The organism is Streptomyces huiliensis, from assembly GCF_020037025.1.
In the GTDB taxonomy this organism is placed as follows: Bacteria; Actinomycetota; Actinomycetes; order Streptomycetales; family Streptomycetaceae; genus Streptomyces; species Streptomyces huiliensis.
In genome coordinates this window covers 1-20,523 of sequence record NZ_JAIQLH010000065.1, presented here as the reverse complement: position 1 = coordinate 20,523, position 20,523 = coordinate 1, and the positions used below count along the sequence as shown (strand labels likewise).

Annotated in this window: 14 protein-coding genes; 7 read left to right on the top strand and 7 right to left on the bottom strand. The window is 74.0% G+C overall.

Annotation, left to right across the window (positions count from 1 at the left end; translation table 11 throughout):
- The first annotated feature begins 276 nt into the window (after positions 1–276).
- Positions 277–1,524, top strand: coding sequence for a protein-glutamine gamma-glutamyltransferase (locus JNW98_RS13970; RefSeq protein WP_223768513.1), 1,248 nt, complete (start codon positions 277–279; stop codon positions 1,522–1,524).
- Between the two features lie 82 nt (positions 1,525–1,606).
- Here JNW98_RS13970 and JNW98_RS13965 read toward each other — a convergent pair whose 3' ends face one another.
- Entirely contained in the window at positions 1,607–1,966 is a 360-nt protein-coding gene (locus JNW98_RS13965) for a VOC family protein (protein ID WP_223768512.1), read from the bottom strand.
- Between the two features lie 123 nt (positions 1,967–2,089).
- On the bottom strand, positions 2,090–3,034 hold the full coding sequence (locus JNW98_RS13960) for a beta-ketoacyl-ACP synthase III (RefSeq protein WP_223768511.1): 945 nt from the start codon (positions 3,032–3,034) through the stop codon (positions 2,090–2,092).
- Positions 3,035–3,211: 177 nt separating this feature from the next.
- Here JNW98_RS13960 and JNW98_RS13955 point away from each other — a divergent pair, with 177 nt between their 5' ends.
- The 3 genes from JNW98_RS13955 to JNW98_RS13945 all read left to right on the top strand — a co-directional run bounded on the left by JNW98_RS13955 (position 3,212) and on the right by JNW98_RS13945 (position 5,852).
- Positions 3,212–3,838: a TetR/AcrR family transcriptional regulator gene (locus JNW98_RS13955; protein ID WP_223768510.1), complete on the top strand. Its 627-nt coding sequence runs from the start codon at positions 3,212–3,214 to the stop codon at positions 3,836–3,838.
- A gap of 158 nt (positions 3,839–3,996) precedes the next feature.
- Entirely contained in the window at positions 3,997–4,500 is a 504-nt protein-coding gene (locus JNW98_RS13950; RefSeq protein WP_223768509.1) for a SigE family RNA polymerase sigma factor, read from the top strand.
- A 98-nt stretch (positions 4,501–4,598) separates the two neighbouring features.
- Entirely contained in the window at positions 4,599–5,852 is a 1,254-nt protein-coding gene (locus JNW98_RS13945; protein WP_223768508.1) for a hypothetical protein, read from the top strand.
- Positions 5,853–5,929: 77 nt separating this feature from the next.
- On the opposite strand, the gene JNW98_RS13940 is transcribed toward JNW98_RS13945, so the two are convergent.
- A complete protein-coding gene (locus tag JNW98_RS13940; RefSeq protein WP_223768507.1) occupies positions 5,930–6,298 on the bottom strand; it encodes a DUF488 domain-containing protein in 369 nt (122 codons plus the stop codon).
- Between the two features lie 86 nt (positions 6,299–6,384).
- Here JNW98_RS13940 and JNW98_RS13935 point away from each other — a divergent pair, with 86 nt between their 5' ends.
- The 3 genes from JNW98_RS13935 (at position 6,385) to JNW98_RS13925 (ending at position 16,225) form a co-directional block, all read left to right on the top strand.
- Complete coding sequence (locus tag JNW98_RS13935; RefSeq protein WP_223768506.1) at positions 6,385–7,350, top strand: pirin family protein; 966 nt, start codon at positions 6,385–6,387, stop codon at positions 7,348–7,350.
- A gap of 596 nt (positions 7,351–7,946) precedes the next feature.
- Positions 7,947–15,443 (top strand): type I polyketide synthase, encoded by a 7,497-nt coding sequence (locus JNW98_RS13930; protein WP_223768505.1) that lies wholly within the window; start codon positions 7,947–7,949, stop codon positions 15,441–15,443.
- Positions 15,440–16,225 (top strand): thioesterase II family protein, encoded by a 786-nt coding sequence (locus JNW98_RS13925; protein WP_223768504.1) that lies wholly within the window; start codon positions 15,440–15,442, stop codon positions 16,223–16,225. Before JNW98_RS13930 ends, JNW98_RS13925 begins: the two co-directional genes overlap by 4 nt.
- 2 nt (positions 16,226–16,227) lie before the next feature.
- Here JNW98_RS13925 and JNW98_RS13920 read toward each other — a convergent pair whose 3' ends face one another.
- The 4 genes from JNW98_RS13920 to JNW98_RS13905 all read right to left on the bottom strand — a co-directional run.
- On the bottom strand, positions 16,228–17,304 hold the full coding sequence (locus tag JNW98_RS13920; protein WP_223768503.1) for an SDR family oxidoreductase: 1,077 nt from the start codon (positions 17,302–17,304) through the stop codon (positions 16,228–16,230).
- Between the two features lie 556 nt (positions 17,305–17,860).
- Complete coding sequence (locus tag JNW98_RS13915) at positions 17,861–18,268, bottom strand: acyl-CoA thioesterase (RefSeq protein ID WP_223768502.1); 408 nt, start codon at positions 18,266–18,268, stop codon at positions 17,861–17,863.
- A 311-nt stretch (positions 18,269–18,579) separates the two neighbouring features.
- Positions 18,580–20,211 (bottom strand): purple acid phosphatase family protein, encoded by a 1,632-nt coding sequence (locus JNW98_RS13910; protein WP_223768501.1) that lies wholly within the window; start codon positions 20,209–20,211, stop codon positions 18,580–18,582.
- Between the two features lie 127 nt (positions 20,212–20,338).
- Positions 20,339–20,523, bottom strand: a 185-nt coding sequence (locus tag JNW98_RS13905) for a hypothetical protein (protein ID WP_223768500.1), incomplete at its 5' end; no start/stop codon positions are given.

Genomic DNA, 20,523 nt, shown 5'->3' with positions numbered 1-20,523 from the left:
GGCGAGCCGTACCGCGAGGGCGCGGAAGCGCTGCCGCACCGTGCGTGCCGTGCCCGGGCGCGTCGGACACCTGGCCGAATTGTGTCCTGCGGGACAGGTTGGCCGGTTCCTAAACCGTGTTGTTGCTGGGACGTCGACGCGGCGACATGATCACTGCCCGAAGCGATTCCTTCCGCTTCACGGCGGCGGCTCGCCGCGGAATTCTCCGTTCTCCGTCGCGCCGCGCGCTCACATGCCCTCGCTTCACGGAATTCACCACAAGGGAGTGTCACGTTCATGCGCAAACGCCCGAAACTTCTCGCCTTGACCGCCGTGGGGGCGGTCGTCTGTACCACCGGATTCCTGCCGTCGGTCAGCCAGGCCGCCGGCAGAGGTGACGGGGAGAAAAAGGGTTCCTACGCCGCGACGCACGGTCTGACGGCGGAGGACGTCGGCAACATCAACGCGCTGAACGAAAGGGCTCTCGCCGCCGGCAGGTCCTCGGCCGCACCGTCCCCGGGCGCCGGCCCCTCTTTACGCGCCCCCCTCTTCTCCGGCGGCAGGGAAATACCCCCCGCCGAGCCGCTCGACCGGATGCCCGACGCGTACCAGGCCTACGGAGGCAGGGCCTCCACCGTCGTCAACAACTACATCCGCAAGTGGCAGCAGGTCTACAGCCACCGCGACGGCCGGAAACAGCAGATGACCGAGGAGCAGCGGGACAAGCTGTCCTACGGCTGCGTCGGTGTCACCTGGGCCAACACGGGCCCGTACCCGACGAACGACGTGGCGTTCGCGTTCTTCGACGAGAACAGGTACCGGAACGCCCTGCGGAACTCCGGCCCCCGTCCCGGTGAGACGCGGGCGGAGTTCGAGGGGCGTATCGCGAAGGACAGCTTCGACGAGACGAAGGGTTTCCAGCGGGCGCGCGACGTCGCGTCCGTGGTGAACAAGGCCCTGGAAAACGCGCACGACGAGGGGGCCTACCTCGACAACCTCAAGAAGGAACTGCGGAACGGCAACGACGCTCTGGCCGACGAGGACAGCCGATCGAACTTCTTCTCGGCGCTGCGGAACACACCGTCCTTCAAGGAAAGGAACGGGGGCAACCACGACCCGTCCAAAATGAAGGCGGTCATCTACTCGAAGCACTTCTGGAGCGGGCAGGACCAGCGGGGCTCCGCCGACAAGAGGAAGTACGGCGACCCGGAGGCCTTCCGTCCCGACCCGCGTACGGGCCTGGTCGACATGTCGCGGGACAGGAACGTCCCGCGCAGTCCCACCAGCCCCGGCGAACGCTGGGTCAACTTCGACTACGGCTGGTTCGGCGCCCAGACGGAAGCGGACGCCGACAAGACCGTCTGGACCCACGGCGACCACTACCACGCGCCCAACAGCGACCTGGGTCCCATGCACGTGTACGAGAGCAAGTTCCCGAACTGGTCCGCCGGGTACTCGGACTTCGACCGCGGGACGTACGCGATCACGTTCATCCCCAAGAGCTGGAACACCGCCCCCGCCAAGGTGACGCAGGGCTGGCCGTGACCTGACCGGCCCGCGCCCGCCGCACCCGCAGGGGCGGCGGGCGCCGTCGGTCGCGCTCCGGCCGTCGGCCGCGCTTCAGGCGTCAGCCGCCGCGCTTCAGGTGGCTCAGCACGTTGACGACGCGGCCGTTGGGGTCGCGGACGAAGAAGCGGCGTACACCCCACTCCTCGTCCTGGAGGGGATGGACGATCTCCGCGCCGCTGTCCCGCAGGGCCGCGTGGACGGCGTCCACGTCGTCCACCTCGACGCTCAGGTCGGGGGTGACCGGAGCGGTCCTGTCGCCGGTCGTGAAGCTGAGCTGAGCCGCCGGGACGGACGGGGAGGCGAGGGTGGAGATCCAGCCGTGGTCCATGACCTCCTCGAAGCCCAACAGGCCGTAGAAGTCGTGGCTTTCACGCGTGGCCGCCGTTCGGATGACGGGCACGATGCGGCGGACGGCCATCGAGGTCTCCTGGTGAGAGCGGGGATGCCTGCGCCCGCACCCTACGGTACGGGCGCCGCCGGCGTCCCCGCCGTTTCCGGGCCGCGCCGGGCGCGCGCGGCGCCGGATCCGAGGACACCGGATCTAAGGACAGGTGACGACCTGGCCCGCCCAGGACATCCCACCGCCGAAGGCCAGCAGCAGGACCGGCCCGCCGGCGGGGAGTTCGCCGCGCTCGACCAGCTTGGCCAGGGCGAGGGGGACGGACGCGGCGGAGGTGTTGCCGGAGTCGACGACGTCCTGGGCGACCACCACGTGGTCGGGCAGGTCGAGTCGGCGGACGACGTTCTCGATGATGCGCAGGTTGGCCTGGTGGGTCACCACGCCCGCGAGGTCGGACGGGGTGAGGCCGGCGCGGCGGCACGCTTCGCGGGCGATGGCCGGGAGTTCGGCGGTGACCCAGCGGAAGACGGTCTGGCCCTTCTGGGCGAAGCGCGGGTGCCAGTCGCCGAGGAGCCGGACGGCGTCGGCGCGCGTCGGGTCCGAACCCCAGACGACCGGGCCTATCCCCTCCGGCTCGGCGGCGCTGACGACGGCCGCCCCCGCGCCGTCGCCGAGCAGGACGCAGCTGCTGCGGTCCGTCCAGTCGGTGACGTCGGACATCTTCTCCGCGCCGTTGACCAGGGCGTGGCGGGCCGCGCCGGCGCGGACGGCGTGGTCGGCGGTGGCGAGGGCGGTGCAGAAGCCGGCGCAGCCGTTGTTGAGGTCGTACGCGACGGCCGCGGGGATGCCGAGCCGTCCGGCGACCTGGGCGGCGGTCGAGGGGCAGCGGTCGACGGCGGAGCAGGTCGCCACCGTGACCAGGCCGATGTCGGAGGGGTCCAGGCCGGCCGAGGCGAGGGCGTCGGCCGCGGCGGCGGCCGCCATGTCGGCGACGGACTCCGTCTCGGCGGCGATCCGCCGGGTGGCGATGCCGGTCCTGCGGCGGATCCACTCGTCGCTGGTGTCGACCATGCCCGCCAGGTCGTCGTTGGTCAGGACGCGGGACGGCTGGTAGCGGCCCAGGGCGGTGATGCGGGATCCCGGCACGGTCGGTTCTCCTTGCTTCGGTACGACTCGGAAGGATCGGTCGGAAGGATCGGCAGGAAGGGTCGGCAGGAAGGGCGGCGCCCCCCGGTCCGGCCGGGTGGAGCGCCGTCGCCACGCCGGAATATAGCAACCGACCGATCGGAAGCTAAAAGCCGGCCGGATGGCTAGGATGACCGGATGAGCCCTCGCAAGTCCGCCGCCGAAGCCCGCGCCACCCGCGGACGCATCATCGACCGCGGCATCGCGATCGCCTCGGTGGAGGGCCTGGAGGGGCTGACGATCGGCCGTCTCGCCACCGACCTGGGCATGAGCAAGGCCGGCGTCCTCGGCCACTTCGGCACCAAGGAGACCCTCCAGCTCGCCGTCCTGGAGGGCGCGTCCGCGGTCTTCGTCCGCGCCGTCTGGCACCCGGCGGAGGACGCCGCGCCGGGCCTGCCGCGGCTGCGCGCCCTGTGCGAGGCGTGGATCGGCTACCTGGAGCACGAGCGCGCCGTCTTCCCCGGCGGCTGCCTCTTCACCACCGCCTCCGTCGAGTTCGACGCCCGGGGCGGCCGGGTGCGCGACGCGGTGGCCCGCCTCAGCCGCGTCTGGCGCCGCCGCCTCGCGGCCGAGCTCCGCCAGGCCGTCGCGGCCGGCGAGCTGCCCGCCGACACCGATCCGGAGCAGGTGACGTACGAGCTCGTCGGCTGCTACCTGGCGCTCAACCAGGAGCTCCAGCTCCTCGCCGACCCCGAGGCCCCGGCCCGTACCCGCCGCGCCCTGGACCGGCTGCTGGCGCCGGCCGCCGCTGACCACTCCCGCTGACGACACCGACGGGCGCCCGGCCACGGCCGGAACGGACGCACGCGGAGGCGACTTCACCGCCCGGCGGAAGTCACCCGCGCCCCGATGGGGATTCCGTGTAACGCCGGACGTCCCCCACCGCGTACAGGGGGAGAGATCGGATCACGGAAGGAAACACGGTGGGGGAAGCACCCGGCGACTACCTGGAGTTCGCGGCCGCGCGCAGCGGCTATCTGTTCCGCACGGCATGCCTGCTGACCGGCGGTGACTGGCACCTCGCGGAGGACCTCGTCCAGGAGACCCTCGCCAAGATGTTCCGGTCGTGGCGCCGGATCGACCGCCGGCGGTCGCCCGTCGCCTACGCGCACACCGTGCTGGTGCGCACGTTCCTCTCGCACCGGCGGCTGCGCGGTTCCCGGGAGCGTCCCAGCGACTGGTTCCCGGACTCCGCCGGCCGCGCCGACGACGTGGAGCTGCGGCTGACGCTGCTGGACGGTCTGGCGCGGCTGCCGGCCAAGGACCGCGCCGTGCTGGTGCTGCGTTACTGGGAGGACCGCGACGTGGCGGAAACCGCCGCGGCGATGAAGATGTCGCAGGGAGCGGTGCGGGTGCGGAGCCTGCGGGCCCTGCGGCGGCTGCGCGAGCTGCTCGGGGACGAGCTGTCCGAGCCGGCCGCCCGCTGACCCTCCCCCACTCCCTTTCCCACCGCGGATCCACCGAGGTGCCCGGCACCGCCTGCTGCCCGGTCACCGCTGTTCGAGCCGTACGAACGGAGCTGTTCATGCCCCTCGACGACCACGACGACGCGTTGGAGCGGCGACTGACCGCCGTCCTGAAGAACGCGGCCGACGCCTGCCCGCCGCCCTCCCCCGACCTGATCGACCGCGCCACCGCCCGGGGCCGCCGGCTGCGCCGGGCCCGCTTCCTCCAGGCCGGTGCCGGGGCCGCCGCGCTGACGCTCGTCGCGCTCGGCGGCACTCTGCTGCTGAACACTGGCGGGACCGGTGGTGTCACGCCGGCCGAGGACGTGCGTCCCGCGACCCCTCGCACCGTGCGGCCGTCCCCCACGCGCGTCAGCGGGCAGGAGATGGTGGCGACCCTCACGAGTCTGCTGCCGAAGGGCGGCAGCGTCTCGGAGGCGAGTGGGACCGGCTCGGCGGACGCCGACGCCGGACGGGCCCTGACCGCCAGGCTCACCTACACAGGCGCGCACGGGGCCACCGCTCTCGACATCGCGATCCGGCGGCCGGACCCGGGCGACCGGCCGGCCGGCTGCCTGCCCGTTCAGGTCCGCCCGTACGACCGGTGCGAGGCACGCGAACTCCCCGGCGGGGGAACGCTGTACACCACCCGGTCCTTCACCCACCCCACCGGCGACACTGGCCAGCGGCGCTGGTACGCCGAGCTCGTCACCAAGGACGGCGCGTCCCTGCTGCTCCAGGAGTTCGGGGGTGGCGAGGAGAAGGCCACGGAGAGCGCCGCCGACCCGGCTCTCACCCCCGACCAGTTGGGTGCGATCGTGCGAAGCCCGGCCTGGCGCAAGGCCGTCGACGCCCTGCCGGCGGCCGGCACGCCCTCCCCGTCCGGGGGGCGCGCCGCCTCGGATGGGCGCCTGGCCCGGGTGCTGCTCGCCCTGCTGCCGACCGGCGGCCGGATCACCGATCTGCACTCCGACGACGCCCTCGTCCAACTCGTGTACGACGACGGTCACGGCAAGTCGATGATCGAAGCGGATGTGCAGAACGGTATGACGGAGGCGCTGGGCGGCCACATGACCTGCCCGTCCGACGCCGGCGACGACTGCCGTGCCCGGACCCTGCCGGACGGGACCAAGGTCAAGGTCACCCGCACTCCGTCGGAGAAGGGAGGCGACGCCGTCGTCTGGACCGCCGACACCCTCCGCGAGGACGGCCGCCGCGTCCTGGTCCGGGAGATCAACTCCTTCGCGGAGAGCGGTCCGGTCACCCGCCCCGAGCCACCGCTCGGCCTGGACCGGCTGCGGGACATGGCACTCGACCGGAAGTGGCTCGAGTAGTCCTGATGGCCGCAGCAGGCCGTCGGGGTCCTCCCTCCAGGGCCACCCGGCCTGGGCGGCTCCCGCCTGACCGCCCTTCACCCGCCAAGGTGCCCGCGCAGCACCTCCGTATGGCTGCGGGCCGGGTCCTTGGCCGCGGTCAGGAGGGTGACGGGGCCGTCGGCCGCGAGCCGGCGGAGGCGGTCGAGGGCCTCGGCCGCCTCGGGTGCGGCGAGTTCGGCTTCGTAGCGGCGGCGGAACTCGTCGAACGAAGCGCCGTCGGAGCCGTGGTACCAGCGGCGCAGCTCGGTGGAGGGCGTGAGCTCCTTGGGCCACTGGTCGACGCGGGCGTCGGCCTTGGCGAGGCCGCGCGGCCAGAGGCGGTCGACGAGGACGCGGGTGCCGTCGGCGGGCTCGGGAGGGTCGTAGACGCGTCGTACACGGAGGTGGGGCGTGGATCGGCTCATGGCAAGGGTTCTCCTGTCCTTACTGTCTCCACTGTCTCTCTGTTTCCCCACACCACTCTTCATGAAGATCATGAAACAGTGCGGACATGAGCAACCTCGATCTCAAGCCGGCCCCGACTCCGTGCGGCGGCCGGGAGGACGTCACCGCGCGTCCCGTGCACGAGCTGCTACGGGCGAAGAGCGTCCCGCTGGGTGAGAGCACCGTGGTCCGGCGGCTGCTGCCCAGCATGGGGCGGCGCATGATCGGCGCCTGGTGCTTCGTCGACCACTACGGGCCGGACGACATCGCGGACCGGCCCGGCATGCAGGTGGCGCCGCACCCGCACATGGGGCTGCAGACCGTCAGCTGGCTGCACGACGGCGAGGTGCTGCACCGCGACAGCCTCGGCAGTCTGCAGACGGTGCGGCCGCGCGAACTGGGGCTGATGACGTCCGGACGGGCCATCGCCCACTCGGAGGAGTCGCCGCGCGAACACGCCCGCCTGCTGCACGGCGCGCAGCTGTGGGTGGCCCTGCCAGACGCCCACCGGCAAACGGCGCCCACGTGGGAGCACCACACGGAGCTGCCCCGGGTCCACGGCGGCGGTCTCGACGCCACCGTCATCCTCGGCGAACTCGACGGCGCCCGCTCCCCCGGCACCGCCTTCACCCCGATCGTCGGTGCCGACGTCACCCTCGCCGCCGGCGCCTCGGCACGCCTCCCGGTCGAGCCCGACTTCGAGTACGCGGCACTGACGATGTCGGGCGAAGCCGAGGTGGACGGCGTCCGGCTCGCCCCCGGTTCCCTGCTCTACCTGGGCTGCGGACGCCGCGAACTGCCGTTGCGGGCGGACACGGACAGCGCGTTCATGCTGCTGGGCGGCGAGCCGTTCGAGGAGCATCTGGTGATGTGGTGGAATTTCGTGGGCCGTTCGCACGAGGAGATCGCCCAGGCCCGCACGGACTGGACGACCGGCACCCGCTTCGGCACGGTCCACGGCTACGCCGGCGCCCGCCTGCCCGCGCCCGAACTGCCGCCGGTGGCGCTCAAACCGCGGGGAAGGGTGCGCTGAGCCGGGCAAACGCGTGAGGGCCAGGCTGCTCGCCCCGGCCGTGGCCCTCCAGGACGGCTGTGCCGTCGCCCGCGACCCCGGGGATGGAGTACCGGAGTCTGCCCTTGAACCGGCCGTCCAGCAGGTCCCGTCAGGTCTTCGGCGGACCGTCCCTCTGCTCCTTCGCGATCCGGACGGAGCAGAAGCAGTTGTCGACGACCGCCGTCCACTTGCCGGCCGGCTCCTTGTCGCCGTCCGCGACCCTGTCCGACCTCTTGCGCCCAGCATCGCCGTGGCGATCGTCCTCATGCCCGTCCCAACTCTTCCCGGTATCGCTCCCGTCGCGCGGAGGCATCGCCGGAAGCCGGCCGCTGTCCCGCCGCCGACGATTCCGGAGCCCCGGACCCCCTCGAGCCCGTGCCGGGGCCCGGCCCGGGTGGCCCGTGCCCGTGGGGCGGCACGGGGGCAAGGGTGCTTCCCCTGTCTCCCCTGCCCCCCACTTCTCCAAGAGGTAACTGATATAGGGGGTTTAGCCGGATCCGGCGCTAGCCGCATCACCGGAGTGGAAGACGTCGAGGAGACCCTGCATTGCTCCCGTCCCGTCCGGAGGGCGTCCTATGCCTTCGTCCACTACCGGCTCAGTCGGCTCGTTCGCCGGCACTTTCGGCAGGGGCGCGCCCTCGGCCGCCGTGGCCGTGGTGGGGGTGGGGTTGCGGCTGCCGGGCGGGGTGTCCTCGTTGGCTTCGTTCTGGGAGTTCCTCACGGAGCGGCGGGACGCGGTGGGGGAAGTGCCGCAGGACCGTTTCGACGCGGCGCGCTTCACGGCGCCGGATCCACGGCGGCCGGGCAAGGCATACACTGCCGCCGGCGGGTTCCTGGACGACGTCGCGGGCTTCGACGCCGACTACTTCGGGATCTCCCCGAAGGAGGCGGCACGGATCGACCCGCAGCACCGGTTGGTGCTGGAGTGTGCCGTGGAGGCCCTGGACGACGCGGCGATCGACCCGGCGGCGCTGGCCGGCGGGCAGGCGGCTGTCGTTGTGGGCCTGTCCTCCCACGAGTATCTGAACCTGCGGTGCATGCGGCCCCGGACCGCCTCGCCCTACGACCTGACCGGAGGGGTCGGCTGCAACGCGGCCAACCGCGTCTCCTACCACTTCGACTGGCACGGCCCGTCGTTCACCGTGGACACCGCGTGCTCCTCGTCGCTGACCGCCGTCCACCAGGCGTGCGAGACCCTGCGCGGTGGACGCAGCCCGGTGGCGCTGGCCGGTGGGGTGAACGTCATCGTGGGCCCGGGCGGATACGTCGGCTTCTCGAAGGCCGCCATGCTCTCGCCCACCGGGCGGTGCCGTCCGTTCGCGGCCGACGCGGACGGTTTCGTACGGGCCGAGGGCGCCGGGGTGCTGGTGCTCAAACCGCTGCGGGACGCGCTGGCGGACGGGGACCGGGTCCACGCGGTGGTGGCCGGCAGCGCGGTGAACTCCGACGGCAGGACCATCGGCCTGGCCTTCCCCGGCCGTGAGGGCCAGGCGGGGCTGCTGAAGGACGTGTACGCCGCGTGCGGCATCGCCCCCCGGGACGTGGCCTACGTGGAGACGCACGGGACGGGCACCCCGGTGGGGGACCCAGTCGAGTGCGAGGCGCTGGCTGAGGCGTTCGCGGGCCGGGAGCGGCCGCTGCCCGTCGGCGGGGTGAAGTCGCAGCTCGGCCATGCCGAGGCGGCGGCGGGCATCGCCGGGTTGGCGAAGGCGGTGCTGGTCCTGCGCCACGGGCGGATTCCGGCGACCCTGCACGCGGAGCCCCTCAGCGAGGCCGTCGACTTCGCGGGCCTCAACCTCGAACCGGCCACCACGGAACGGCCGTTGCGGGCGACCGGCCGCGCGGTGGTGGGCGTCAACTCGTTCGGGTTCGGCGGGGCCAACGCCCATGTGGTGCTCGCCGCCGGACCCGAACCGGAACCCGAACGGGACGGGCCGCCGTCCGGGGACCGGGTGCCCCTCCTCGTCTCGGCCCGCACCGCGGAAGCGGTCGCGCGAGCAGCGGCCGACTGGGCCGACCTGCTGGAGGCCCCGCGGCCGCCCCGCTTCTACGACGTGGCCTACACCTCCGCCCGGCGCCGGGGCCTGCGGGAGCACCGTATCGCGGTGCTCGCCGCGAACGCGGACGAGGCGGTGGCCGGGCTGCGGGCCGCCGCCGACGGACGGCCGCTGCCGGGCACCGCGGTGGCGGAGGCCGTGGCGGACGGCCGGATCGGGTTCGCCTTCTGCGGCAACGGCGCCCTGTGGGACGGCGCGGGCGCGGCCCTGCTGCACGGAGAGCCGGCCTTCCGGGACGAGGTCGCCGCCCTCGACGAGGTGCTGCGGCCGCTGCTGGGCTGGTCGGTCCTGGAGGAACTGGACGCTCCCGCCGGGTCGAGGCCGCTCGCCCGTACGGAGTTCGCCCAGCCCCTGCTGTTCGCGGTGCAGGCCGGGCTGGTGGCCGCCCTCGCCGCCCGGGGCGTGCGGCCGCATGCCGTGACCGGGCACAGCGTGGGCGAGGTCGCCGCCGCCTACTGCGCGGGGGTGCTGGACCGGGAAGGCGCCTGCGCGGTCATCGCGGCCCGCAGCCGCTGCCAGGCCGCCACGGCGGGGTCCGGACGGATGGCCGCCGTGGGCCTGGACGAGGCGGCAGCCGCCGAGCGGCTCGCCCGGGCCCACGGCCGCCTGGTGATCGCGGGGGTGAACAGCGACCGGGACGTGACGGTGGCGGGCGACGCGGAGGCGCTGGCGGCGCTCGGCCGCGAACTGGCCGAGCGGCAGGTGTTCTTCCGGGACCTCGGCCTCGACTACGCGTTCCACAGCCCGGCGATGGACGGCCTGAGTCCCGCCCTGGAGGCGGCCTTGGCCGGCGTGGCTCCCAGGCCGGGAAACCTGCCCTTGGTGTCCTCGGTCACCGGCCGCGTCCTGCCGGGAACGGCGGCCGGCGCGGACTACTGGTGGCGCAATGTCCGCGAACCGGTCCGGTTCGCGGACTCCGCAGGCACTCTCCTGGACCACGGCTGCGACGCGCTCGTCGAGATCGGGCCGCACCCCGTCCTGGCCGGCTACCTCCGCCGGACGGCCGCCGGCCGCGCCCGCCGGGCGGAGGTCGTCCCCACCCTCTCCCGCTCCGACGGTGATCCCGGTGCGCTGGACACGGCCGTCGCGCGGCTGGCCGCCGCCGGCGCGCGCCTCGCCTGGGACCGCTGCTTCCCGCGGCCCGGCCGCGTCGTGGACCTGCCGGCCTACCCGTGGCAAAGGGAGCGCCACTGGTCGGGCGAGCCTCACTGGTGGGACACCGAGCCCGCCGAGGACGCGGCGGCGGCACCGGACCATCCGCTGCTGGGTGTCCGCCGGTCCGGCCCCGCCCCGTCCTGGCGGCACACACTCGAACCGGCCCACCTGCCGTGGCTGGCCGACCACCGGGTGGGCGGCGGCGCCGTACTGCCCGCGGCCACCTTCGTCGACATGGCACTGAGCGCCGGGCGGACCGCCCTGGAGGTGCCCGCCGAGGTCGTCCGCCTGGCCGTCACGCACGCCCTGCCGCTCGACCTGGACGACCCCGCCCTCCACCTGCGCCTGCGCACCGCCGTCACGGACGGCGTGGTGACCGTGCACAGCCGTGAGGGATCGGCGGACGGGGCGGCGGGCGACTGGACCGGGCACACCCGCGGCCACGTCCGTCCCCTCCTCGCACCCGAACCGCCCGCCCTCGACCTCAAGGACCTCCATCGACGGCTGACCGACCGGTGCGCGACCGACGGCCTCTACCGGGAGACGGAGCGCAGCGGGCTCTCCTACGGCCCGGCGTTCCGCGTCCTCACCTCCCTGGCCTGCGGGGAACGGGAGGCACTGGCCGACTACCGCCTCGCGGACGGCGCCGACCCCGGTCACACCGCCCATCCCACCGTGCTCGACGGAGCCCTCCAGGCCTGCGGCCGGCTGATCGCCCGGAACCTCGACGAGCCGGCCCCCTTCCTGCCCACCGCCATCGCCACCATCCGCTGCTGGCGTACCCCGCCCCCGGCCGGGGTGGTGTACGGGCGGCTGCGCACCCTCACCTCGCTGGAAGCCGTGTGGGACGTTGATGTCGCCGACGAGGCGGGCCACGTCGCCGTGCGGATGCACGGCTGCCGGCTGCGCCGGTTCGACGCCGCCCGGCCGGCGAAGCCGCCGCTCCTCCGCGAGGTCCTGCGCGCGGCACCCCGGCCCGGGCCCACCACGGCCGGCTCACCCCCGCTCGCGGTCCGTGACATCGTGCGGGCGTGCGCCGGCGACCTGGCCGCCCTCGCCGACGACTGGCGGACGATGGACTACCCCCGGTTCCACCGCGTGCACACCCACTACACGGCGGCCCGTGCTGCGGCCACCGTCCGGGAGCTCCTCCCCGGCCGGACCCTCGTCACCGAGGACGACCTCGCCGCTGCCGGAGTGACCGACCGCCACCTCCCGCAGCTGCGCCGCATGCTCGACCTGGCGGCGCGGGCCGGGGCCGTCGACCTCGTGGGTGACGGCACCTGGCGCCTGGCCGCCGACCCCCCCGATCCGGAAGCGCTGCTGAGGGAGGCGATGGAAGCCCTCCCCCCGTGGGCGATGGTGTGGTTCGTCGCCGGGGTGTGCGGCCGCCACTTCACCCAGGTGATCCGCGGCCTGGAAGACCCGCTGGAGCTGCTGTTCTCCGAGAACGACCACCTCGCCGCGCGCATCTACGAGACACCGGGGCCGCGGTACCAGAACCGGATCACGGCCCGGCTGCTGCGCGAACTGTCGGCCCGCCAGCCGGCCGACCGCCCCCTGCGCGTCCTGGAAATCGGGGCCGGCACGGGCGGCACCACCGCGGACCTGCTGCCGGTGCTCCCCGCCGACCGGACGCACTACACCTTCACCGACGTCTCGCCCGCCTTCCTGCCCCGCGCCCAAGCCCGCTTCGCCGCCTACGACTTCGTCACCTACCGCACCCTCGACCTGAACGCCGATCCCGTGGAACAGGGCTACGCCGAGGGGTCGTTCGACGTCGTCGTGGCCGCCAACTCCCTGCACACCGCCCGCGACATCAGCCGCGCGCTGGGCCGTACCGCCACGCTGCTGGCCGACGGCGGCCATCTGCTGGCCTCCGAGTTCCACGACGACCACCTCCTGCTTTCCGTCGCCGGTCTGCTGGGCGGTTACGGTGACGTCGACGACACCCGGCTCCGGCCCCGCGGCTCGCTGACCATCTCCCCGGACGCCTGGCTCGACCTGCTGGTCGCCAACGGCTTCCCCGAGCCGGTCCGCCTCGGCGACGCGCGCTCGGTCCAGGAGCCCTCCGTCCTCTTCGCGGCCCGCGCCCCCAGGCCGCCCCGGATGTCCGGGCCGCCCGGCCCCCGGCTGACGGACGCCCGGTGGATCACGGCCATCGAGGAGACCGCCGCCCCCTCGCCGCTCGCCGCCAGGGTGACGGGCCGCCTGCGGCACGCGGCGGCCGGCGCCACGGCCCACGTCGGGAACCCGGGGGACCCGGCGGCGTGGCAGCGGGCCCTGCCCGCCGCCGGCACCGCCCACCTCGTCCTGTACCTCGACGGCACCCCGCCACCCGACGCCCACGCTGCCACCGAACAGGCCGTACGGCACTGCGGCCTGCTGCGCGCCCTCGCCACGGCGTGCGCCCACGCCCCCGAGGGACCGGACCTCCACGTGTGGCTCGTCCAGGGCTTCCGCCGGGAGGGCTCCCCGGCGCCGGAACCCGCCCACAGCGCCGCCTGGGGAGCGGCCCGCACGCTGGCCAACGAACAGCCGCGGCTCACCGTGCGCCGGGTGGCCCTCCTCCACGACGGTACGGAGGAGCACGCGCGGCGACTGGCCGGGCAGCTGGTCCGGGAGTTGTCCGGTCCGTCGGACGAGGACGAGGTCGTGCTCACCGGTCACGGCCGGTTCGTCCCCCGGCTGACCCCGCACTCCGACCCCGTACGGCTGTCCGGCGGCTCGTCGGACGACGCGTACCGGCTGGCCGTCGACGACATCGGCCTGCGCTACCGCCTGGCGTGGCGGCCGGCCGCCGTACCGACACCGGCGCCGGGACAGGTCGTCGTGTCCACCCGGGCCGCCGGGCTGAACTATCGCGACGTGGCCGCGGCGGCCGGCCTGGTGCCGGGGGCGTGGCCGGACCGGCCGGTCGGCGGCCTGGAGTGCGCGGGAGTCGTCGCCGCGGTCGGACCGGACGTGACGGACTTCTCCGTCGGGGACCGGGTCGCCGGGATGGGCCGGGGCTGCCTGGGCTCCCACGCCCTGTGCCGGGCCGACGGCCTGCTGCGCGTCCCGGCGGACATGTCGTTCGCCGAGGCGGCCACCCTGCCCGTCGTGCTGGCCACGGTGCACCACTCCCTGGTCCGCCTCGCCGGTCTCCGGGCCGGTGAGACCCTGCTGGTGCACGGCGGCGCGGGGGGCGTCGGGCTGGCGGCCCTGCGCCTCGCCCGGCACCTCGGGGCCCGAGTCATCGCCACCGCCGGGACCCCCGCCAAGCGCGACCTGCTGCGGATCCTCGGCGCGGAGCACGCCCTGGACTCCCGCACCCCGCACTTCGCCGACGAGGTCAGGGACCGGACCGGCGGCCGGGGCGTGGACGTCGTGCTCAACTCCCTCACCGGCGAGGCCATGCGCCGCAGCCTCGAACTCCTCGCGCCCGGTGGGCGGTTCGTGGAACTGGGCAAGCGGGACGTCCTCGCCGACCGGGCCCTGCCGCTGGCGCCGTTCGAGGACAACGTCGCCTTCTTCTGCGTCGACCTCGGCTCCCTCTGGACGGACGCGGCGCCGGCCCTGGTCCGCGCCACCGTCCGGGAGCTCCAGGAGGCCCTGGACGCGGGGATCCACCGGCCCCTGCCGTACAGCCCGTTCCCGGCCGCCCGGGTCGCGGAGGCGTTCACCCGCCTCCAGCACTCCCGCCACATCGGCAAACTGGTCATCACCTTCGACGACCCCGCCCCCGTCCCCCGTCCCCCGGCGGCCCCCGCGCCGGACCCGGACGGCGTCCACCTGATCGTCGGAGGACTGTCCGGGTTCGGCGCGGCCATCGCCCGTGACCTGGCCGCACACGGCGCGCGCCGGCTGGTCCTCGTCGGCCGGCGCGGCGCGGACGGACCGGAGGCGGAAGCCGTGCTGGACGCCCTCCACGGCCTCGGCGCCGCGGTCGCCGTCTTCGCCGCCGACGCGGGCGACCCGGAGGCGATGGGCCGCGTCCTGGCGGACGTCGACGCCTCCGGACGGCGGCTGGCCGGCGTGGTGCACGCCGCCATGGTCCAGGACGACGCCCCGCTCACCGAACTCGACGACGAGCGGCTGCGGGCCGTCCTCCACCCGAAGATCGCCGTCGGCCACGTCCTGGACCGGCTCACCCGCGGCCGGGACCTCGACTACTTCCTCGTCCTCAGCTCCGTCGCCGCCGCCGTCGGCAACCGCCTCCAGGCTCCGTACTGCGCGGGCAACCTGGCGCTGGACGCCCTGGTCCGCGACCGGCGGCGCGCCGGACTCCCGGCGACGTCGGTGCAGTGGGGTGCGGTCTCGGGCGCCGGCTACGTCGAACGCACGGGGATGACCGAGCGCCTGGCCGCCGTCGGCCTGCGCTCCGTGCCCGCCGACGACGCCCTCGCCCTCCTCCGGCCGCTGCTCGGCGACCCGGGCGCCGACGTGGTGGGCGCGGCGAGCGTCGACTGGGGGACGCTGCGCCACTTCCTGCCCGCTCTGGACACGCCCCGCACCCGGTACCTGTTGCCGGCCGACGGGGGGAGCGGTGACCACGCCGACCTCCGGTCCCGGCTGGCCGGCGCGACCGCCGAGGAAGCCCTCGCCCTGATCGAAGACAGCCTCGCCGAGCTGCTGGCCCGGGTACTGCACACCACCCCCGACCGCATCCACCGCGACCGCCGCCTGGACCGGCTCGGCGTCGACTCCCTCATGGCCGCGGAACTCGGCGGCCTCCTGCACCGGAGCCTGGGACCAGAGGTGCCCGTCCTGGAACTGGCCGCCGCCCCCAGCCTCTCCGCACTCGCCCGGCGCGTCGTCACCCGCCTGGGACACCGGCCACCCGACACGCCCGACGAGCCCGAGCGGGACCCGGGGTGAGCCCTTCCGCAGGGCGCCGCGAGGGCGGATCGCGGCCGGACCGGTGGTTCGTCCCGCTGGCCGGCCGGCCCTACGCCCAGGCCACGGTGTTCCTCTTCCCCGTACCCGGTATGGGGGCGTCGTTCTGGGCGCCCCTCGCCGCCGCACTGCCGGAGACGCTCGCGCCCGTCGGGATCGAACTGCCCGGCCGCGGCCGGCGGTCGGACGAGCGGCGCCTGTCCAGCGTCTCCCGCCTGCTGGACAGCCTCACGGAGGCGTTCGTGGCGCTGGACCACCGGCTCCCCGCGGTGTTCTTCGGCCACAGCTCGGGGGGCGTCATGGCGTACGAGGCGGCCAGGGCGCTCGTGGCCCGGAACCTGCCGAGTCCCCGGCTGATCGGCGTCTCGGCAATCGTCGAACCCCGGTCCGTCTGGAGGCGGTTCCGCGAGATGCGGTACCCATCGGAACTGGTGCGGACGGTCCGGCACGAGTGGCGGCAGACGGCCGACTTCCCGCGCCTGGCCCTCAACGCCGTACTCGAGGACGCCAACCTCCTCTTGACCTACCGCTACCGGGAGGGACCCCGCGTGGTCTGTCCCATCTCCCTCTTCCTCGGCGCCCACGACGCCCTCGTCGGCACCGGGGACATCCGCTCCTGGTACGACCACACCACGGCGGGCGTCATCGCCGAACACACCTACCTGGGCGGCCACATGTACCTGCGGGAGCACTGGGAGGACGTGGCCCGGGACCTCGCCGCGGACGTCCGGCTCGCCTTCTCCCGCCCCCCGCCGGGTGGTTGACGTCAGTCGGAGTCGCGCAGGGTGCGGAGCAGGTAGGGGTGGTCGACGTACGGCTCCGGCGGATAGGTGACGCCCAGGCGCGCGAGGCCGGCGTTCTCGTAGCGGCGGTCGACCGACAGCAGTCCCCGGAACGCCCCTTGCAGCCGGTAGGGCTCGCCGTCACCGTCCCGGCTCGCCGGGAGGACCCGGAAGGACACCGCGCAGTGGGCGCTCAGCGCCCTGAGGACCACGGTGCAGGGCACGTTCCGCGGGTTGACGATGTGGTACGTGCGCGTACCGTCCCATGCCGTCCGCCGGGCCGCTTCCACCATGGCCGGGACGGCGTGCTCGACCGGCAGGAGGTTCACCGTGCCGGTCCGGGGCCCGTCCCGGTAGAGGACGATGCTGCCGTCGTCCGCCGTGACCAGGCCGTAGGCCGCCTGGTGGGACCGCACCGCCCGTACGGCCGTGAGCAGCGGGTGCGGTGGCGCTCCGGGGTAGACCGGACCGTCCGACACCACCCCACACAGACGGAAGATCACCACCGGCCGGCCGTGCTCCCGAGACCAGGCCCTGACCGCCGCCTCAGCCTCGAACTTCGTCCGCTCGTACGCCGTGTGGAAGCCGTGGGCGCCCGCCAGCTCCCGTTCCGGAACCACCCCCGAACGCTGGGCGCCCGCCACCGCGATCGTGCTGAGGTGGCACAGCGGAGGTCGCCGTTCCCCCTGGGCCAGCAGTCCGAGAAGATGCCGGGTGCCGTCCGTGTTGGTGGCCCGCGCCTCCTCCCGCGGCCGGGTGAGCGACGTGTCGGCCGCGCAGTGCCAGAGCAGTTCGACCTCGTCGGCGAGGCGCCGGAAGGCGTCGGGGGGCAGCCCGAGGTCCGGGCGGCGGAGGTCGACCGCGACCTCCGTCAGCCGGCCGCTCACCTGCCGGACCACGTGCTCCGGCGCCCCGGCGCTCTCCAGGAACCGGGCGATCCGCGGCACCGCGGCCTGTCCACCGGCCCGGGTGAGCAGCAGCAGGGAAGGGTGGCACCGCAGCAACTCCCGAACCAGCCGCAGCCCGACGAAACCGGTAGCCCCCGTGACGGCGACAGGCATTGGTCCCCTCCCCCTCAGCTCGACGTCTCGCATGCAGTTTTCCCACGCTGACCGGGCCTTATGGTCTGCGGCGGTCGCGGAAACGAAGGCGGCGTCGCCTACACGGTCGCGCCGTTGAGCAGCTGCTGGAAGCCCGCCGGGCACGCCCACGTACTCGGCCGGCTGCCGGCTGTCCTTCTGCTCCACCGACGCCGGAAGATCCCGCCGGTAGTCCCGCGTCCGCCGCCACGGATCCACCCGCCCGCACGCAGTCCTTGAAGGAGACGCGACTCACGACGAGTCAACGCCGCCCTCTCTGCCGCTCCCCGCCGACGGGCACCCGGTCGTGGGACGGCAAGGCCGGGTCAGCGTGCATGGCGGGTCCACGCGGCGAGGCCGGTTGACGCCGCCACCACCGCGCCCCGCGTCACGGCGACTTCGCCGCCCTGCGGAACGGGGCGTACCTCGCTCTCCCGGCAGCCGATCCCCTACCCGCGCGGGGTCCGGCCCCAGTACCTCCGGCAGTTCGGACTCCACGGCTGCACGGAGCGGCGCCGGACCTGTTCCGGCGGATCGCTCAGGGGCTGCTGTACCGCGCCAGGAAGGCACGTTCGTCGGCGGAGAGCCGGCGGAGGCGGCCCGTGTCGAGGTTGTATGCGGCGATCACGGTCACCGCCTCGGCGTACAGGCGGTCGGCGTCGCGGATCTCGTAGGCGAGCTCGAAGGAGGCTCCGGCGCTCTTGACGGTCCGGACGTGTACGTCGACGGGTTCGTCCCGGTAGGTGAGAGGGGCTTTGTAGTCGATGGTCGCGCGGGCCACGACGAACGCGTTCCGGCGACGGCCCTCTTCGTCCGTGGCGAGCACTTCCCGGAACATGCGCGTGCGTGCTTCCTCCATGTACCGGAGGAAGACCGCGTTGTTGATGTGCCCGTTGGCGTCGGCGTCGGACCAGCGCAGCGGGCAGGGGTAGGTGTACCTGTTCACGGAGCTCTTTCCAGGTGGATCGGGAGACGTCGACCAGCAGCAGGAAGTCTGTCACGCCCGTCCTGGTGTGGCTCGGCCCGGGCACCAGGCCACGCGGGGGCTCGGACCTGGTCGGCCGTGCCTGCGGTACCGGGGATGACGGGGAGACGCCGCCTTCACCCGCTGGTTCCGGCAGGCGTTCGTGGACGGGTTGCACGCCGCGTTGTACACGGGGGCCGCGGCGACCGCGGTGGTGGCGTTGGTCACCTTCCTGACGGTGCGCGCGGAGGCGGCCGGCCGCGTTCGGCGCGACCGTGGATCGTCCGGGTCGGTCAGTGGCGGGCGTCCGAGCGAGGGCGTCGGAGGGTGAAGGTGTCGACGGGGGTCAGGTCGCCGTGGGGGCCGTCGAAGGTGTAGTAGGTGACGCGCATCCGTGTCAGGCCCTCACGGCGGTCGCCGGGGTCGACGTCGAACGCGGCGAAGCCGCGGTTGTACTTGCGGTCCTGGACGGCCGCCCAGGGGGCCTCCTCGGCCACCCATATCGGTTCGCGGTGGCCGGAGGCGGTCTTGTCGCCCTTGAGGGCGACCAGGACCCGGGCCTGGGGCGTGTCGAAGAGGTCGTCCTGGCTGGTGGCGATGTTGCCGCCCGCCCCGATGACCATGTGGACGGTGCCCTTGCCCGTGTCGACGAGGTCGGTGCGGGTGGCCGTCGGAACGGGGGTGCGGGTCTCGTCGGGCAGGGTGCCGCGGACCGGGTGCGAGCGTTCGTAGTGGTGTTCGTGGCCGCTGAGCACCAGGTCGACGCCGTACGCGTCGAACAGCGGGCCCCAGGCCCGGCGTACGCCCAGGTCGCTGCCGGCACCGCGATGGCTGGAGATCATCGGCTGGTGCATGCAGACCACGATCCAGTCGATGTCCCGGTCCGCCCGCGCCGCCTTCAACTCCCGCTCCAGCCAGCGCCGCTGGGCGCCGCCGGAGTAGCCGCTGATGTAGGTGTCGCCGCCGTCCTGGAGCGCCACGTCGTCATTGGCGAGGCTGACGAAGCGGACGGCGCCGACGGTGAACGCGTACCACATGCCCCGCGTCTCCTCGTCGGAGGAGGCGGACGACGCGGGCAGGGAGAAGTAGGTCTGGTAACCGGCGGCGCCGATGGGGCCGTTGTCCTTCTCGTTCTCGTGGTTGCCCGCGCAGGGCATCCACGGGCGCAGCCGGGTGGAGCGGCTGTTGTTGATGAACCAGTCCGCCCAGGTCGCGACGCGGCTCGTGCCCCAGGCTCCGGCTATCGCGGCGTAGCAGAGGTCGCCGTTGACGAGGTTGAACAGCGGGGCGACCCGTTCGACGGCGGCGACGATGTCGGCGGAGGCGGGCGAGCCGACCTGGCTGCTGGTGTGCAGGGGGAAGCGGTTGACCGGGGAGGGGACGCCGTCCGGAAGGTGGATGATCCGGCGCAGGTTGGGGGTGGCCTGGTCGCCGAAGCTGGTGAAGGTGAAGGCGGCGCGGCCGCGCGGTGCCGTGGTGAACGAGCCGCTCTCGGGCGTCGCGCCGTCGTGTCCGGCGGTGTACAGGTACGTGGTCGAGGGGCGCAGGCCGGTGACGTGCGCGTGGTGGACGTACACCTCCTCCTTCGACAGCCCGTCCCGGTAGGTGCGGGTCTCGGCCTCGACGGTCCGGCCGCCGTGTCCGCCCGCGGGCGTTCCGAGCCGCACCTGGGGGCGGCGGACCGACTGCGGGGTGATCCAGGAGACGGTCATCTCGGAGGACGGGTCCGAGCCGAACTGCAGGTGCACGCCGAGCACTCCGGGCGCGCCCAGCCGGTGCGGCCGGCTCTGGAGCAGCGGTCCGGTGGCCGGTGCCGCCGGTGCCGGGGAGGCCGCCGCTTCCCCTTCACCGGCGGCGCCGGCCACGAAGGGGACGGCGGCCGCCGCCGACGAGCCCTTGATGACGGATCTCCGTGTGATCGCCATGAAACACCCTGTTTCCATGCGGGAGTTGATCATTCAGGGCACTGTAAGCGATCAAACATTGATATGCCCATGATGTTTCGGGGGCCCTTGGGCACCTCGGCTCCCGCCGGAGCGTCGACCGCCGTCCTCACCGGCCTCCCGGCCGGCGGCACAGGAGCCGGACGCCCGCCGCGAGGACGGAGACCGCGACGAGCACGAGCACGGCGGTGCCCCAGAATCCGCCGGCGAGCCGGACGCCCGCCCCAGCGACCGCGGCGGCGGCCCCGAAGGGCACCGCGGCGAGGGCGGCGACGCGCAGCAGCGCGGCGAGGC

Excerpts from the sequence above, each read along its gene's own strand:
- JNW98_RS13970 (WP_223768513.1), top strand. The coding sequence starts at position 277 with ATGCGCAAACGCCCGAAACTTCTCGCCTTGACCGCCGTGGGGGCGGTC.
- JNW98_RS13965 (WP_223768512.1), bottom strand. The coding sequence starts at position 1,966 with ATGGCCGTCCGCCGCATCGTGCCCGTCATCCGAACGGCGGCCACGCGT.
- JNW98_RS13955 (WP_223768510.1), top strand. The coding sequence starts at position 3,212 with ATGAGCCCTCGCAAGTCCGCCGCCGAAGCCCGCGCCACCCGCGGACGC.
- JNW98_RS13945 (WP_223768508.1), top strand. The coding sequence starts at position 4,599 with ATGCCCCTCGACGACCACGACGACGCGTTGGAGCGGCGACTGACCGCC.
- JNW98_RS13940 (WP_223768507.1), bottom strand. The coding sequence starts at position 6,298 with ATGAGCCGATCCACGCCCCACCTCCGTGTACGACGCGTCTACGACCCT.
- JNW98_RS13935 (WP_223768506.1), top strand. The coding sequence starts at position 6,385 with ATGAGCAACCTCGATCTCAAGCCGGCCCCGACTCCGTGCGGCGGCCGG.
- JNW98_RS13930 (WP_223768505.1), top strand. The coding sequence starts at position 7,947 with ATGCCTTCGTCCACTACCGGCTCAGTCGGCTCGTTCGCCGGCACTTTC.
- JNW98_RS13920 (WP_223768503.1), bottom strand. The coding sequence starts at position 17,304 with ATGCCTGTCGCCGTCACGGGGGCTACCGGTTTCGTCGGGCTGCGGCTG.
- JNW98_RS13910 (WP_223768501.1), bottom strand. The coding sequence starts at position 20,211 with ATGGCGATCACACGGAGATCCGTCATCAAGGGCTCGTCGGCGGCGGCC.